The organism is Paenibacillus nicotianae (assembly GCF_042681745.1).
Lineage (GTDB): Bacteria > Bacillota > Bacilli > Paenibacillales > Paenibacillaceae > Saccharibacillus > Saccharibacillus nicotianae.
The window spans coordinates 772847-787414 of the sequence record NZ_JBHUGF010000010.1 but is presented as its reverse complement, the minus strand read 5'-3'; the positions used below and the strand labels follow the sequence as shown (position 1 = coordinate 787414).

General features: G+C 38.5%; 14 protein-coding genes and 1 other annotated feature. Of the genes, 9 read left to right on the top strand and 5 right to left on the bottom strand.

Going from position 1 to position 14568, the window contains the following annotated elements:
- Positions 1 to 3 precede the first annotated feature (3 nt).
- Positions 4 to 354, top strand: a complete 351-nt coding sequence (locus ACFSGI_RS07705) for a winged helix-turn-helix transcriptional regulator (protein WP_204823570.1) — start codon at positions 4 to 6, stop codon at positions 352 to 354.
- Between the two features lie 138 nt (positions 355 to 492).
- Positions 493 to 1206 (top strand): DsbA family oxidoreductase, encoded by a 714-nt coding sequence (locus ACFSGI_RS07700; protein ID WP_204823569.1) that lies wholly within the window; start codon positions 493 to 495, stop codon positions 1204 to 1206.
- Between the two features lie 207 nt (positions 1207 to 1413).
- On the opposite strand, the gene ACFSGI_RS07695 is transcribed toward ACFSGI_RS07700, so the two are convergent.
- The 3 genes from ACFSGI_RS07695 to ACFSGI_RS07685 form a co-directional block, all read right to left on the bottom strand.
- Positions 1414 to 2037: an alpha/beta hydrolase gene (locus tag ACFSGI_RS07695; protein ID WP_204823568.1), complete on the bottom strand. Its 624-nt coding sequence runs from the start codon at positions 2035 to 2037 to the stop codon at positions 1414 to 1416.
- 100 nt (positions 2038 to 2137) lie between these two features.
- A complete protein-coding gene (locus tag ACFSGI_RS07690) occupies positions 2138 to 3085 on the bottom strand; it encodes a ring-cleaving dioxygenase (protein ID WP_204823567.1) in 948 nt (315 codons plus the stop codon).
- Positions 3086 to 3482: 397 nt separating this feature from the next.
- Positions 3483 to 4298, bottom strand: coding sequence for a carbon-nitrogen family hydrolase (locus ACFSGI_RS07685; RefSeq protein WP_204823566.1), 816 nt, complete (start codon positions 4296 to 4298; stop codon positions 3483 to 3485).
- A gap of 242 nt (positions 4299 to 4540) precedes the next feature.
- Here ACFSGI_RS07685 and ACFSGI_RS07680 point away from each other — a divergent pair, with 242 nt between their 5' ends.
- From ACFSGI_RS07680 to mtnB, 7 genes are all read left to right on the top strand, one after another.
- A complete protein-coding gene (locus tag ACFSGI_RS07680; RefSeq protein ID WP_204823565.1) occupies positions 4541 to 5761 on the top strand; it encodes a pyridoxal phosphate-dependent aminotransferase in 1221 nt (406 codons plus the stop codon).
- A 97-nt stretch (positions 5762 to 5858) separates the two neighbouring features.
- Positions 5859 to 6084, top strand: a binding site (T-box leader).
- A 91-nt stretch (positions 6085 to 6175) separates the two neighbouring features.
- On the top strand, positions 6176 to 7285 hold the full coding sequence (gene proB, locus ACFSGI_RS07675; RefSeq protein ID WP_379282849.1) for a glutamate 5-kinase: 1110 nt from the start codon (positions 6176 to 6178) through the stop codon (positions 7283 to 7285).
- 48 nt (positions 7286 to 7333) lie between these two features.
- Positions 7334 to 8581, top strand: a complete 1248-nt coding sequence (locus ACFSGI_RS07670; protein WP_204823564.1) for a glutamate-5-semialdehyde dehydrogenase — start codon at positions 7334 to 7336, stop codon at positions 8579 to 8581.
- Between the two features lie 80 nt (positions 8582 to 8661).
- Positions 8662 to 9531, top strand: a complete 870-nt coding sequence (proC, locus tag ACFSGI_RS07665; protein WP_204823563.1) for a pyrroline-5-carboxylate reductase — start codon at positions 8662 to 8664, stop codon at positions 9529 to 9531.
- The gene (locus ACFSGI_RS07660) at positions 9528 to 10742 is read left to right on the top strand and encodes a 2,3-diketo-5-methylthiopentyl-1-phosphate enolase (protein ID WP_204823562.1); all 1215 of its coding nucleotides are present in this window, start codon (positions 9528 to 9530) and stop codon (positions 10740 to 10742) included. Before proC ends, ACFSGI_RS07660 begins: the two co-directional genes overlap by 4 nt.
- Positions 10739 to 11416, top strand: coding sequence for a 2-hydroxy-3-keto-5-methylthiopentenyl-1-phosphate phosphatase (locus ACFSGI_RS07655; RefSeq protein WP_204823561.1), 678 nt, complete (start codon positions 10739 to 10741; stop codon positions 11414 to 11416). The genes ACFSGI_RS07660 and ACFSGI_RS07655 overlap by 4 nt, the downstream gene beginning before the upstream one ends.
- Positions 11413 to 12057 carry a methylthioribulose 1-phosphate dehydratase gene (mtnB, locus tag ACFSGI_RS07650; protein ID WP_204823560.1) on the top strand — a complete coding sequence of 215 codons (645 nt, stop codon included), beginning with the start codon at positions 11413 to 11415 and terminating at the stop codon, positions 12055 to 12057. Before ACFSGI_RS07655 ends, mtnB begins: the two co-directional genes overlap by 4 nt.
- A 457-nt stretch (positions 12058 to 12514) precedes the next feature.
- Here the strand turns inward: mtnB and ACFSGI_RS07645 are convergent, their stop codons facing one another.
- Positions 12515 to 12946, bottom strand: coding sequence for a LysM peptidoglycan-binding domain-containing protein (locus tag ACFSGI_RS07645; RefSeq protein WP_379282845.1), 432 nt, complete (start codon positions 12944 to 12946; stop codon positions 12515 to 12517).
- Between the two features lie 913 nt (positions 12947 to 13859).
- Positions 13860 to 14411, bottom strand: a complete 552-nt coding sequence (locus tag ACFSGI_RS07640) for a TetR/AcrR family transcriptional regulator (protein ID WP_204823559.1) — start codon at positions 14409 to 14411, stop codon at positions 13860 to 13862.
- Positions 14412 to 14568 lie beyond the last annotated feature (157 nt).

The window sequence follows — 14568 nt, the reverse complement described above, 5'->3', positions numbered from 1 at the left end:
GCAATGAATATTGGTAACTATAGTCTGACAGGTGTTCACCTCAAAGATACAGGATTCGGCTATACTCTTTCACTGGTAGGCGGAAAATATAAAATGATTATTATGTACTGGTTAGCCGGAGAAAATAAAGTAATGCGTTACAATGAACTAAAACGTTCTATCGCAACTATTTCTTTCAAAACGTTAAGTGTAACATTAAAAGAACTAGAACAAGATCAATTAATTATTCGTACCGAATACCCTCAAGTGCCACCAAAAGTAGAATATCGTTTATCAGAGCGTGGTCAATCGTTAATTCCTATCTTAGATATGATGTGTGAATGGGGCGAACAAAATCAATTAGAAGACCTTTAATTACAAAAAGTAATATTGCTACTATTAATAACAAAAAAATCAGGTTATACTATTTATAATGCAACTGTAATGGTTACACCTTTTGCAATAATATGATGAATAATCATGATAAATTGAGTTTACTGGAGGATTATCCCTATGAAAATTGAAGTGTGGTCAGATTACCAATGCCCTTTTTGCTATATTGGCAAAACCCGTCTTAATAAAGCGTTAGAACAATTTCCTAATCGTGACGAAGTTGAAGTGAGCTTCCGTAGCTTTGAATTAGATCCTAATGCAGCTAAAGATATTCCGATGAATATGTACGAAATGTTGATGAACAAATATGGCTTAACATTAGAACAAGTCAAACAAAACAGTGCTAACTTATGGCAACAAGCCAAAAATGAAGGTTTGGATTTTCAATTTGATACAATGGTATTAACGAATAGCTTTGATGCACATCGTTTATTGAAATTTGCTGCTGCTCGTGGCAAAGAAGCTGAAATGAATGAAGCTTTATTCCAAGCTTATTTTACCGACTCCTTGCATATTGGAGATCATGCTACATTGCTAGATATTGCTGAACGTGTAGGATTAGATCGTACAGAAACCGAACTATTTTTGAATAGTGAGCAATTTGGTAAAGAAGTTCGTCAAGATGAACAACAAGCAAATCAATTAGGGGTTACGGGTGTTCCTTTCTTTGTGGTTAATAACAAATACGGTATCTCTGGCGCACAACCGACAGAAGTATTTTTAAATACATTGCAAGATGTATGGGCAGAAGATCATCCATTGCAAATGATCAATAGTACAGAAGGCGATGTATGTGCGGATGGTTCTTGCATCGTACCGGATAGCAAATCTTAATTCCCTTTTGGATCATCTCTGATAGTTAAATAGCATTATTAAGTAGAATAATTAAATAAAAAACGCTATTGCCTTTATTACAGCAATAGCGTTTTTTTATTTGGATTGATAACTATAGATTGCAATTTTTAGGTGGCTCACAATATGTTCACAACAACATCTATACTCGTAGCTGTCTATACGAGCGCATACTTATGATGCTTGTTTTTACGATGTGAATTGTTGATTGTACCATTGTACTGCTGCTTCCACTTCTGTTGCTGTTAACTGGTGACCATAGTTTTCCCAGTGTAAATGTAATTCTGCATTCGCATCGATAAAATATTTCGCCAATTCTTCTGTCTCGGCGCGAGGAATAATTGGATCATTGGTACCTGAACCCATAAAGATCGGAATACCGGCTAGATCAGGCAACGTTAGACTGCGAAGTGGAACCATCGCATGATGTAGAACAGCGCCTTTTAACGATTGATTATCATGGAAAAGCAAGCTTGCTGCAATATTCGCACCATTGGAGTATCCTACTGCTACAATATTGCGACGATCAAAACCATATTCTAGCGCTGCTTCATCCAAAAATGTATTGAGTTCATGAGTACGAGCAATCAAATCCGGTTCATCGAATACCCCTTCAGCTAAGCGACGGAAAAAGCGTGGCATTCCATTTTCCAATACAGCTCCACGTACACCCAATATCGAAGCTTCTGATGCAAGACGTTGTGCTAAAGGAATCAAATCGTTCTCTGTTCCTCCTGTACCATGTAACAATAACAACACAGGTTGTGATGAATCTGTTCCTTGCTTAAAAATATGTTTTAATGTAAGTGTCATCTCTGTTCCTCCTCAATACATGATTGGTGATATATGCTTTACTTCTTTTAATTCGATAAAAAGTGATGTGTGCAAAATAACTATCTTATCTGACTTGTTATTATGATGGAGCCGATACTTTACGAACTTCGATCGGTAGTAAATTTTGTTCAATCAATTCACGTTGTGGCTCATACCATTCTGGTAACATTAATTTTTGTCCCAATTGATCTGCCGGTTCATCATTAGCAAAGCCTGGAGGATCTGTAGCAATCTCGAACAAGATGCCGCCTTCTTCGCGGAAGTACACTGCGTTGAAATATTGACGATCAATAACAGGTGTAGGTTGGAAGCCACCCGCTTGTACTTGTTCACGCCATAGGTCATGCTCTGCAAAATCGGCTGCACGCCATGCGATATGATGCACTGTTCCTGCACCAGCAATACCTCGTGGTAATTCGCGAGAATTAACATCGATAATATTTCCGATATCGCCATCTGCTTGAAAACGAACATATCCATCTTCTTCTGCAATTTTAGTTAATCCGAGTACATGTTCTACGGTATGCAATGTTTTGGCAGGGGCTGCGCTGAACAATACACCACCACCAAATCCTTTGATCGCTTGTGCAGATGTGATACCATCCCATTCCCAGGTGCTTTTTGCGCCGCCTTCACGTTCTACCAATTCGATTCGTAGACCATCATGATCTTCAAAGCGTAACAATTGTTCGCCAAAACGTTGTACAGGTTCAAAACGAATACCTAAACGTGTTAACCGTTCTTTCCAGAAATCAAGTGATCCTGTAGGAACAGCAAATACCGTAATTCCCAATTGTCCTGCTCCAACAGCGCCTTTACGTGCACCCGGTTGTGGGAAAAAAGTAACGATCGTTCCTGGACTACCTCCTGCATCACCAAAGTACAAATGATAAACATCCGGTGCATCAAAGTTAATTGTTTTTTTAACCATATGCAATCCAAGTACCCCTGCATAAAAGTCAACATTGCGTTGTGGATCAGCTACAAAAGAAGTGATATGGTGAATTCCTGCTGTACGAAGTGTCATAATCATTAGCTCCTTTAAATTTCATTTTTTAGTGTTACATCATTTTTGAATGACCTTATTTAAAATATCTTTAAGTTAAACTAATTGTGTATATTGATCTGATTGTGATGTGTTCGTGTTGTATATCTTTATTATAAACAGTTTGCGCAATAACAAAAGACCTTTGCAGAAGAATGTTGCTGAACATACAACTAACTAACTTTTAGTAAGTTAAGTAACTAATTTTTTATAGCTGTTCTCTTTATACTTTGATACCGAGTTTTGTTATTACACAAAGCATATATCTATTATCAGCCAAAAAAAGCGGAAATAAGATTACACGATCTGTGCAAACTTACTTCCGCTTTTTCATTGTATCTTTTTTACCATTCTATCTATAGAAGCTGTTTATAAAATATCACTTTTGCTTATGAATATATAATTCAGGACGACGATCAGCAAAAACAGGAATACGTCCACGTACTTCATCTGCTAGATCCAGATCGATTGTCGCGCTGACAATACCTTCTACCTCATCACCTTCTGCTAATACTTCCCCCCAAGGATCGATAATCATGGAATGACCGAAAAATTCACTATTTTCATCACGTCCTACGCGATTACAAGCTACAACATACATCTGATTTTCTATCGCACGCGCTGTTAATAATGTACGCCAGTGATGCATACGTGGATGAGGCCACTCCGCAGGAACAAACCAGATTTGTGCGCCTGCAAGCGCAAGACTACGGGCTAATTCAGGAAAACGAAGATCATAACAGATCGAAGCCGCAGCCGTTACATCATGTAATGGAAATAAAGCAGTCTGCTCGCCAGGTTGCATAAATTTCTCTTCATTCATTAATTTGAACAAATGAATTTTGTCGTATTTGGCACTACGTTCGCCATCTGCTCCGTACACATATAATGTATTATAAAATCCACTTTCACGTTGTTCTGATATTGAACCTCCTACCAGCACAATCTGATATTGCTTAGCAATATCACTCATCCATGTAGTCAGCTTTCCATTTTCAGGTTCTGCTAATCCTGCTAAGCGATCCAGAGCATATCCTGTATTCCACATTTCAGGTAATACAATAACATCCGGCTTCTGCTTTGCTGTCATCGCTTGCGCAATCCACTCTTCAGCACGTTGTTGATTCACTGTAGGATTGGCAAGTTCAATATCCATTTGAATTAAAGCAATATGTAATTGTCGTGTATTGGTCATTAGTCATCATTCCCCTTTATCCAAGCTAAAATCATCATACAAATCTGTTCTACTTTTAATGTATCATGAGTTTATTCTTTTTGATATCCTCTATATAGTATTCACCAAGAATAGAAACTACTTTCTATTCCTTTAAATCTCCTCTATACTGATCGGAAAAATCATGATAGATTATGGAGACTTGAGTTTTTTTAAAATTGTAGCAATCATACCATGAATTTACCGGATACGGAGTGATAACGATGAACACCCATTCAAACTCAGACGCAACCACAAATAACTTACCAAGTATATCGATTACACCTGCTAGTGTAATGAACCAATTACCAGAACAGTTTTTTGCCAAGCTTGTGCAGAATGTAAATCGTCAGGTTGCCGCAGGGCATGATGTTATTAATCTGGGACAAGGAAATCCCGATCAACCGACACCTGAACATATTGTTGAAGAATTACGTGAAGCAGCAGGCAATCCGCAATATCACAAATACTCTCCTTTTTCGGGTTATTCGTTTTTGAAAGAAGCAGCAGCACAACGTTATAAAGAAGATTATAATGTCGATCTTGATCCCGAGACTGAAGTAGCTATTTTATTTGGTGGCAAAACAGGACTAATCGAAATAAGCCAGATTATGCTTGAACAAGGTGATATCTGCCTTGTACCTGATCCGGGATATCCTGATTACTGGTCTGGAGTAGCTTTATCCGGTGCAGAGATGTCATTTATGCCTTTGACTGAAGAACATCGTTATTTGCCAGATTACAGTGCAATTGCACCAGAAGTATTAGAAAAAGCGAAGCTGATGTTTCTTAATTATCCGAACAATCCGACATCAGCTACAGCTCCTTACTCTTTCTATGAAGAAACAGTACAATTTGCAGCCAAGCATAATATTGTGGTTGCCAGTGATTTTGCTTATGGAGCGATAGGGTTTGATCATGAACAACCGGTTAGCTTTTTACAGATTCCCGGTGCCAAAGAAGTCGGTGTCGAATTTTACACATTGTCCAAAACCTATAATATGGCAGGATGGCGAGTCGCTTTTGCTCTGGGAAACAAAGAGATTATTCGCTTGATTAACTTGATGCAAGATCATGTATATGTAAGTTTATTTGGAGGTATTCAAGCAGCGGCAGCCAAAGCTTTGACCGATTCTCAGCAATGTGTAACCGATCTGGTCGCAACCTATGAATCCCGTCGGAATGCTTTTTTTGCGGAGTTGGAAAAAATCGGTTGGGAAGCTAAAGCACCTAAAGGCTCGTTCTTCGCTTGGCTACCTACGCCTAATGGAATGGGTTCAGAAGAATTTGCCACTTTACTATTAGAAAAAGCTCATGTTGCTGTAGCGCCAGGCGTCGGCTTCGGTACCAAAGGTGAAGGGTATGTGCGTATCGGTCTACTCACTTCCGAAGAACGATTACAAGAAGCTGTTCGCCGAATTGGGAAGCTAAACTTATTCAAATAAGATTCAAGTAAGTGATGCGGTGCTTGGCAAAAGTGCTTGATCATGCTATTCTAGTTTGCAACAGTTAGCGTGGCTTTGATGCACGTTATCGATATGAATGATTGTGATGACGGGAACAGTACGTAAGCCCGCGGTGTGTATAGAGAGTGAATCCCATCGGCTGAAAGGATTCGCCACCAGCCCTTACCGAACCTACCCCCGAGCTTTTAGCGCCTATAACGCTGAACGGATACCTACCGTTATCTTGGACAAGTAAGCCGGATAGAATGATAAAGTCTATCAATAAAGGTGGTACCGCGGAAGCTCAGACTTTCGTCCTTTGCATCGTATGTTGATGTAGAGGATGAAAGTCTTTTTTGTTTATATTTGAAGAAATATGATAGCAAGTCAGGCAGTTATAAAGGAGTGAAACGATTGTCAAATCAGCGTATTGTTGTCAAGATTGGGAGCAGCTCGCTAACCGGATCACAAGGAGGGCTGGATCATCAAGCTGTTGATTTTTTTGCAGATGAGATCGCCTCATTACAGAAAGCAGGATATTCTGTTCTATTAGTGACTTCTGGAGCCGTTGCCGCAGGGTTTAGAGAAATCGGTTATCAGTCACGCCCTAAATTATTACACGAAAAGCAAGCCGCTGCATCGGTTGGTCAAGCGCTATTAATGCGAGATTATCAAGAAGCTTTTGCCCGTCATGGGATTGTCAGCGGGCAGATTTTGTTAACACGCAGTGATTTTAATAATCGTAAGCGTACAGGCAATGCTACGATGACTATTGAAGAATTGCTCAAGCAAGGGGTTATTCCTATCTTTAACGAAAATGATACTGTATCTGTCGATGAATTAAAATTTGGTGATAACGATACTTTATCTGCACTTGTTGCTAATCTAGCTCGTGCTTCGCAATTAGTAATTTTGACAGATATGGAAGGATTGTATAGCGCAGACCCGCGTCATGATCCTACAGCTACACGATATGATCGAATCGATGAGATTACCGACGAGATCTACGCGGTTGCTGGGGGTTCAGGTTCAGCAGTAGGTACAGGCGGAATGCGTTCCAAGCTTGATGCCGCCAAAATTGCGACTCGTGGCGGTGTGCCTGTATTTGTCGGTCGTGTACGCGAAGTCGGTGATCTCAAAGCGGCGATTGATCATCATGGCAAAGGCACTTATTTCGCGACTCATGTGTCTGCCCTGTCGATCAAAAAACAATGGCTTGGATTTTTATCTACTCCGCTCGGTACGTTACTTGTTGATGACGGAGCAGCACATGCCTTAATTCGTGAGAATCGTAGCTTATTGCCTGTCGGAATCAAGCAAGTTGAAGGACAATTCCATGCCGGTGATGTGATTGAAGTCATTAATCTTAAACGTGAAGTGCTTGGACGGGGTATCGTCAATTATGATCATGATCAATTACAATTAATCTGTGGTCTTCCAAGCTCTGAAATATCGAAGCGATTAGGTATTGAAGATATCCATCGATTAGAAGCTGTACATCGAGATGAATGGGTTTCTTTATAAACATTGATCTGGATTCTAATTTATGATAAATAGAGGAGGTTTTTTATTATGAGTGAAGTAGTAGACAAATCCACTCTTGCCAAACAAGCTTCGACTAGACTTGGAGCATTATCTACTCAAGACAAAAATGAAACATTGCTTATGATGGCAAAAGCATTAATCTCTCATACCGATGAGATTATTACAGCAAATGTAGAAGATTTGGAACGTGGACGTGCGCAAGGCACCTCTGAATCTATGTTAGATCGTCTGCGTCTGGATAGCGTACGTATTGAAGGTATTGCTTCTGCGTTGCGCCAAATCGCTGATCTGGATGATCCTGTAGGTGATTTATTAGAGACATTAGAACGTCCAAATGGATTAATTATTGAAAAGATTCGTGTTCCTATTGGAGTGATTGGCATTATCTATGAAGCTCGTCCAAATGTGACTGTAGATGCCGCTGGATTATCGCTCAAAACAGGAAATGCAGTCGTTTTGCGTGGCGGTTCAGCAGCCCTTTCATCCAATCGTAAAATCGTTGAGATTCTTCATCAAGCGTTAAAACAATCTGCTATTCCGCATAATGCATTACAGCTGATCGAAGATGCTGATCGTGCTTCTGTTAATGAAATGATGAAGCTTAATGGTATTATCGATGTGATTATTCCTCGTGGTGGTCATTCACTGATCCAGAATGTCGTTCAAAATTCGACCGTTCCTGTGATTGAGACTGGTGCAGGCATTTGTCATACTTTTATTGATGCTACTGCAGATCATCAGATGGCACAGGATATTGCTATTAATGCTAAAGTACAACGTCCTTCTGTCTGCAATTCGATGGAAACATTATTGGTGCATACCGATTACGATCAGACGGCTCTAATAACACTTGCAGAAGCACTACGTCAAGATCAAGTTGAAATTCGTGGATGCGCTCTGACACGCGAACGGATTTCGTGGGCAAAAGAAGCCACAGAACAAGATTATGCTACCGAGTATAACGACTATATTTTAAATATCAAAATCGTAGCCAATTTGGATGAAGCTCTGCAACATATCGCTACTTATGGCACGATGCATTCAGAGTGTATTGTAACGGATGATGAAGAACATGCAAAACGATTTATGCAAGAAGTGGATGCGGCGGCTGTATATCATAACGCATCTACTCGTTTCACCGATGGATTTGAATTTGGATTTGGTGCCGAAATTGGTATCAGTACACAGAAATTACATGCTCGCGGTCCTATGGGCTTACCTGCACTTACTTCTACCAAATATCGTATTTACGGAAATGGTCAAATTCGTCAATAATATAAATATGAATCATGTTTTGATTTCACTAGAAGACGTCGCACTTATACTAACAAGTGCTTGAAAGGATGGATATAACGATGAGTCACCCTCAATCGATGCAAACGTTAATAACAGAACCTGTTTGTTTTTATGGATCAGGATCGATGGCAGAAGCTATTTTGCGAGGTCTAGTCAATCGTGCTGTCGTAGTTCCAGATCAAGTGACCATGCTGAATCGTGGCAATCAAGATCGTTTGAATTATTTGGTTCAACGTTATGGTGTATCTGTAGCCGGAGAAGAATCGGCACGTACAGTTGCTTTGCAAAAATCTAAAGTGATTGTACTTGCAATGAAGCCGATCGATGCCGCTAATGCGCTTCGTCAATTAGGACCGACGTTAAAAGAAGATCAACTTGTTGTATCTGTAATTGCAGGCTTAGAAGTGGCAACTATTCAGCATCTACTCGGTCGCAAGCAACCTGTAGCGCGTACCATGCCGAATACGTCTAGCAGTATAGGACTCGGAGCAACCGGTCTTGTCTTTTCGCAAGAAGCTACTTTAAAACAACGTCAATTGGTTCATCATTTGTTTGAAGCTGTTGGTACTGTAACCGAGATTGAAGAATCACAAATGGAGACATTGACCGGTATTTCTGGAAGTGGCCCTGCGTATATTTATTATGTGATGGAATCGATGATTCGTGCAGGTGTTGAAGGCGGATTATCGGCTGAACAAGCACGTGAGCTGACCGTGCAGACCGTAATTGGTGCTGCTCATATGGTTCAACAAACCGGGGAAGAACCTGCTGCTCTACGTGCCAAAGTCACTTCACCTAACGGATCAACCGCAGCCGCTATCAAAGTATTTGAAGATGCACATATGCAAGAAACGATTATGCGTGCTGTAGAACGCTGTGCAGAACGTTCCCGCGAAATGGGCGCTGCACTCAAGGAGGACAATTCATGAGTTACTGTATCGCTTCTTATCGTTGTTACGATAGCAAGGCTGATTTTCATAAAAAAGCATCATCGATTGCGATCGGGATGACTGTTGGTAGCTGGACTGAATTACCTGCTGCCAAGCAAGAATCGATGAAAAAGCATTTGGGTGAAGTCATTTCGGTTGAAGTGAATGAATCTGAACAAGGGGAGCGGTATGCTGATATTCAGATCGCTTATCCTGATGCTAACTTCAGTTCGGATATCCCTGCTTTACTGATTACAGTCTTTGGTAAAATTTCGATGGATGGTCAGATTAAACTAACCAATTTACAATTTTCAGATACGTTTTTAAGTGCTTTTACAGGCCCTAAATTTGGTATACAAGGTGTGCGTGATATTCTAGGTATTCCTGAACGTCCACTATTAATGAGTATTTTCAAATCTGTTATCGGTCATGATCTCGATGAATTAACACGTCAATTTACCGCCCAAGCTTTAGGTGGCGTTGATCTGATTAAAGATGACGAGATTTTGTTTGAAAATGAATTAACACCGATCGAAAAACGTGTAGCTGCTTGCCGTAAAGCTGCAGATGATGCACAAGCTCAAACAGGTAAAAAAGTACTGTACGCTGCTAACTTAACCGGTCATACTTTTCATTTAAAAGAACAAGCCAAAAAAGCAATCGATTCGGGAGCTAATGCTCTACTCCTCAATGTATTAGCTTATGGATATGATGTTCTTCATGAACTGGCACGCGATCCTGAAATCAATATTCCGATTATGGCGCATCCATCACTTGCAGGAGCGTATTATCCTTCGCCGTATTATGGAATTTCTGCTTCTGTATTGCTTGGTCAATTAATGCGTATTGCCGGTGCTGATCTGGTGCTATTCCCTTCTCCTTATGGTTCTGTCGTGATGCCAAAAGCAGAAAATATGGCTATTCGTGAGCAACTGGTATCTCCAGCATTGCCTTTTCAGCATAGCTTCCCTGTACCATCAGCCGGTATTCATCCAGGGCTTGTACCGTTGATTCTGAAAGACTTTGGTAATCAAGTTATTATTAATGCAGGTGGCGGTATTCATGGTCATCCAGAAGGTGCTAGCGCTGGCGGTAAAGCTTTCCAACAGGCTATTGATGCTGCACTAGCAGGCACTCCACTTGCTGATTATGCGGCTCAAGGACACAATGAACTTAGACAAGCATTAGAACTTTGGGGTGGAGAACGATGAGTGTAAGTAAACAACCGATTATTTTTTGCGATTTTGATGGAACGATTACGAATTCAGACAATATTGTTGCGATTATGAAACACTTTTCTCCTCCTGGTTATGAGAAAATTATGAATGAAGTGGTAGCAGGACAGCGTTCGATTCGTGATGGTGTAGGTAAGATGTTTGCACTACTTCATTCTTCACAAAAGCAAGAAATTGTTGATTATGTAATGAGTACAGCAGGTATTCGTGAAGGGTTTAACGATTTTCTAGCTTTGGTTCATCGCCATCAAGTTCCTTTTTATGTGACTAGCGGTGGAATCGACTTTTTTTTAAAACCGTTGTTAGCCCCTTTTGAGATTGCAGAAGATCATATTTTCTGTAATGGTTCTGACTTTAGCGGCGAGTATATTGAGATTGTATGGACTCATCCTTGTGATGACCATTGCCAAAACGATTGCGGAATGTGCAAAACAACAGTGATGCGTCAATTTTCACCTGATCAATATGAGCGTATCCTGATTGGTGATAGTTTAACCGATTTTGAAGGAGCTAAGATTGCTGATCTGGTCTACTCTCGCTCTGTATTAACAGACAAATGCGTAGAATTAGGTGTAGATCATGTACCTTTCCATACGTTTCATGATATTATTTCAGATTTCGGACAAAGAATAGGAGCGATACATTCATGAGTTTTGTTAATATCCCTTTAGAACATAAGCAAGCAGCATTACAAGAGCTGGGTAGCATCAAAGAGCAATTTGCAGCAAGACATTGGTTTCCGGGTACAAGTGGTAACTTATCGCTGCGTGTAGGCGAATATACACCTGAGAACTTCCATTTTGCGATCACCGCCAGTGGAAAAGACAAATCTGTTAGTACTCCATCCGATTTCTTATTTGTCGATCAAGATGGACGTCCTTGTGAAACAACAGGATTAAAGCCAAGTGCAGAGACGTTAATTCATTGCGAAATTTATCGTGAAACAGGTTGTGGAGCTGTATTCCATGTGCATACCGTATTTAACAATCTAGTGAGCGAATATTTCGGTGAGCAAGGTGCTGTACCGATACAAGGACTTGAATTAATCAAAGCATTCAATATCTGGGAAGAAAATGCGGCTATTACGATTCCGGTATTGCCGAACTACGCTGAAATCCCTAAAATCGCTGAGTTGGTATCCGGTGTATTAAATCAATCGATTCCAGGTATTCTTCTACGTGGACATGGTATCTACGCATGGGGCAAAAACGCATTTGAAGCCAAACGCCATCTTGAAGCATTTGAATTTATTTTTGAGTATATTTATCGTGATTTGTTATTGAAAAAATAGTATTGCTTCTAGCATGAAAATAATAGACTGCTTGATAAGTAAAATAGGTATATATTAGAGTCATTTTTACGAATATCATAGGTGATGTGATTCTGATCCGTTCGGATTTAGACATTTGATACAGATCAGAATCACGTTTTTATACAAATGGAGCGTTATCATTTTGGAAATATTTGAAAAAAACGTACAAAAAAGCTGACATTATGGTTAATGTCAGCTTTTTTTGTATGTAAAACACAAATAGTTGTTGCCCTTCATTACAAATACCCGTATACTGATTATAAATTAATAACAAGCAAACAGATCAACTGAGTCATCTGCATTCCTTGACTTAAATATGTTGCATTTCGTATAAGAAATACCATAATAGAAACCACCTATGGCAGTAGATGGTTTCATGTATATCTTTATTGGTATTTTTCTATCCTATGCTCTTGGCCGATCAGATGGATAAATCTTATTTTTGCGGAATAGTCAATTGGTATCCAGCTGGAAGAAGATTGTTAGCAGCAATCAACTCATCTACAGTTACACCATATTGAGCAGCGATTTCAGTAAGGCTAGCACCTTGTGGAACAACTACAGTTACGTTTGTTTTAGCTTGTGTTTCAGTAGCAGGTGTCTTAGCGGCATCTGTTTTTTCTTGTTCTGGAGCTGTTGTTGTTTCGTTAGAAGAACCGAACATTGCATTTACTTGTGCAGATACTGCAGCTTGGTAAGCAGCGTTGTCAGCACGTTTTTCTGCTTTATCTTTGTTTTTTTCATGGTTAGAATCGTTAGTTGCAGCAGATACTTGGTGTGCTCCCAAAGGTGCTACTACAGATACTGCTCCCAAACTTGCTGCTACTACTGTAGACAATAATACTTTTTGAATTTTGCTGTTCATCATTTTGTATCTCTCCTAATTGAATGTTTTATTTTGTATTACTATGTGTTACGTGTGTATCTTGATTTTAGATCACTCTATACTCTAACCACTTTAGCTTGTTATGAATAATTATGAGATAGTAATCATGTATTTGTAAGTATTCAGTACTTGTTTATCAGGGCAAAAGTAACTTTACTCCTATTTCAAATAAATTGCAACCCTACTGAAATTGATTTTATTATATTTTGCAAAATTAAATGTACATAAAGAATAGAAACATACCTAATTAGTTTAGCGCTTACATTTTGGCTAAACTTTTTCCCAATTTAATATTTACTGTATATTTTTTCACATTCCGTTTACATTTCTGATTCCCTTCTCTTTTGTCCATAATATGTACACATTTTAGTATTTGTGTTATATAAAGTGACATCAAAGTTCATATTTATATAAAAATAATTTCATATGATTACTTTAAATTAGGTTACTTTCTTAGTTTTCTCTCTTTTTTCACTTCAAAATGCTTCTTTTTAATTTGCTTACCTATATAATTTCCTTTGCTAGTCTATATTTGTTTGATCATATGTTAACATTTCTAATAGTTTATTCATTTCATATAATTTTATTCTGATATTACTCTTCATGTCATATATACCTTACACCTAAGTAGCTAACTATCATTTAGTCTATTATTGTATTCAATCAAATCTCTTTTTTCCAAATATAGGTTAATGTATATTTATACTTAAAAATGAATTTTAAATCTAAATTCTAAATTGCTTATTTTTCTTTTTATTTCGTAAAAAAAGTGTAAAAAATCATGATTTTATTGCGAAAATAAATTTAAAAATATTTTTTTCAATCTCATTTTTTTATACGATTTCTCTCTTATATTTGTCGATATGCTTTTTGTTTGTTCTACTTTTGTACTTTGTTATTCCACGTTAGCTACCTTCAAAATTTCACTCGCTAAATAGTTAGGCGTGTATGGTACACCCTCCTGAAGCCACCATGTAATAATCCCTATAATTGATGCTGCTACAATTTCATTTGGAATCGCAACCGCACGATTCATTTCATGATTTTTATTTTCTCCTAAGATATAAACAACTTCTACTAACATTTCAAATACTTTTTTACGGAATTGCTGACTGTCTTCTAGCATAACTTTGTAAATACTTGCGTTGTTATAAATATGCTCTAACAAAGCAACAATCTGTGGTAACGAAGCGGAATCGTTAGACTTTTGGATTTTCTCATAGATCGTCTCATACATTTCATTAAGCACTTCGTTAATAATCTCATCTATTAAATGTTCTATATCTCGATAATGTAGATAAAATGTAGCTCTATTTAATTCTGCCCGTTCAGCCAGACTTTGAATCGTGAGTTTACTTATTTCTGTTTCCTGGAGCAACGAATAGATAGCCTCTTTGAACATTTTCTTTGTTCGCTTCACTCTAGGGTCTTCTTTTTTGGACTTCATCGACAAATCTCCTTTAAATGACTATATTCTTTGATTTTATTAACACTGATTGCTGTACCTGCTGACTACACAACATTTACGTTTAATGTGTGCATGGTTTTTACTATTTTGATGTGCTAATTTTATTTTATCGACACAGTATCTATTATACAATATG

Bases quoted from the DNA above. Each gene is read 5' to 3' on its own strand.
- proC (WP_204823563.1), top strand. From the start codon at position 8,662: ATGAGTCACCCTCAATCGATGCAAACGTTAATAACAGAACCTGTTTGT.
- ACFSGI_RS07655 (WP_204823561.1), top strand. From the start codon at position 10,739: ATGAGTGTAAGTAAACAACCGATTATTTTTTGCGATTTTGATGGAACG.
- mtnB (WP_204823560.1), top strand. From the start codon at position 11,413: ATGAGTTTTGTTAATATCCCTTTAGAACATAAGCAAGCAGCATTACAA.
- ACFSGI_RS07670 (WP_204823564.1), top strand. From the start codon at position 7,334: ATGAGTGAAGTAGTAGACAAATCCACTCTTGCCAAACAAGCTTCGACT.
- ACFSGI_RS07705 (WP_204823570.1), top strand. From the start codon at position 4: ATGAATATTGGTAACTATAGTCTGACAGGTGTTCACCTCAAAGATACA.
- ACFSGI_RS07680 (WP_204823565.1), top strand. From the start codon at position 4,541: ATGAACACCCATTCAAACTCAGACGCAACCACAAATAACTTACCAAGT.
- ACFSGI_RS07640 (WP_204823559.1), bottom strand. From the start codon at position 14,411: ATGAAGTCCAAAAAAGAAGACCCTAGAGTGAAGCGAACAAAGAAAATG.
- ACFSGI_RS07685 (WP_204823566.1), bottom strand. From the start codon at position 4,298: ATGACCAATACACGACAATTACATATTGCTTTAATTCAAATGGATATT.
- ACFSGI_RS07700 (WP_204823569.1), top strand. From the start codon at position 493: ATGAAAATTGAAGTGTGGTCAGATTACCAATGCCCTTTTTGCTATATT.
- ACFSGI_RS07690 (WP_204823567.1), bottom strand. From the start codon at position 3,085: ATGACACTTCGTACAGCAGGAATTCACCATATCACTTCTTTTGTAGCT.
- ACFSGI_RS07695 (WP_204823568.1), bottom strand. From the start codon at position 2,037: ATGACACTTACATTAAAACATATTTTTAAGCAAGGAACAGATTCATCA.
- ACFSGI_RS07660 (WP_204823562.1), top strand. From the start codon at position 9,528: ATGAGTTACTGTATCGCTTCTTATCGTTGTTACGATAGCAAGGCTGAT.
- ACFSGI_RS07645 (WP_379282845.1), bottom strand. From the start codon at position 12,946: ATGATGAACAGCAAAATTCAAAAAGTATTATTGTCTACAGTAGTAGCA.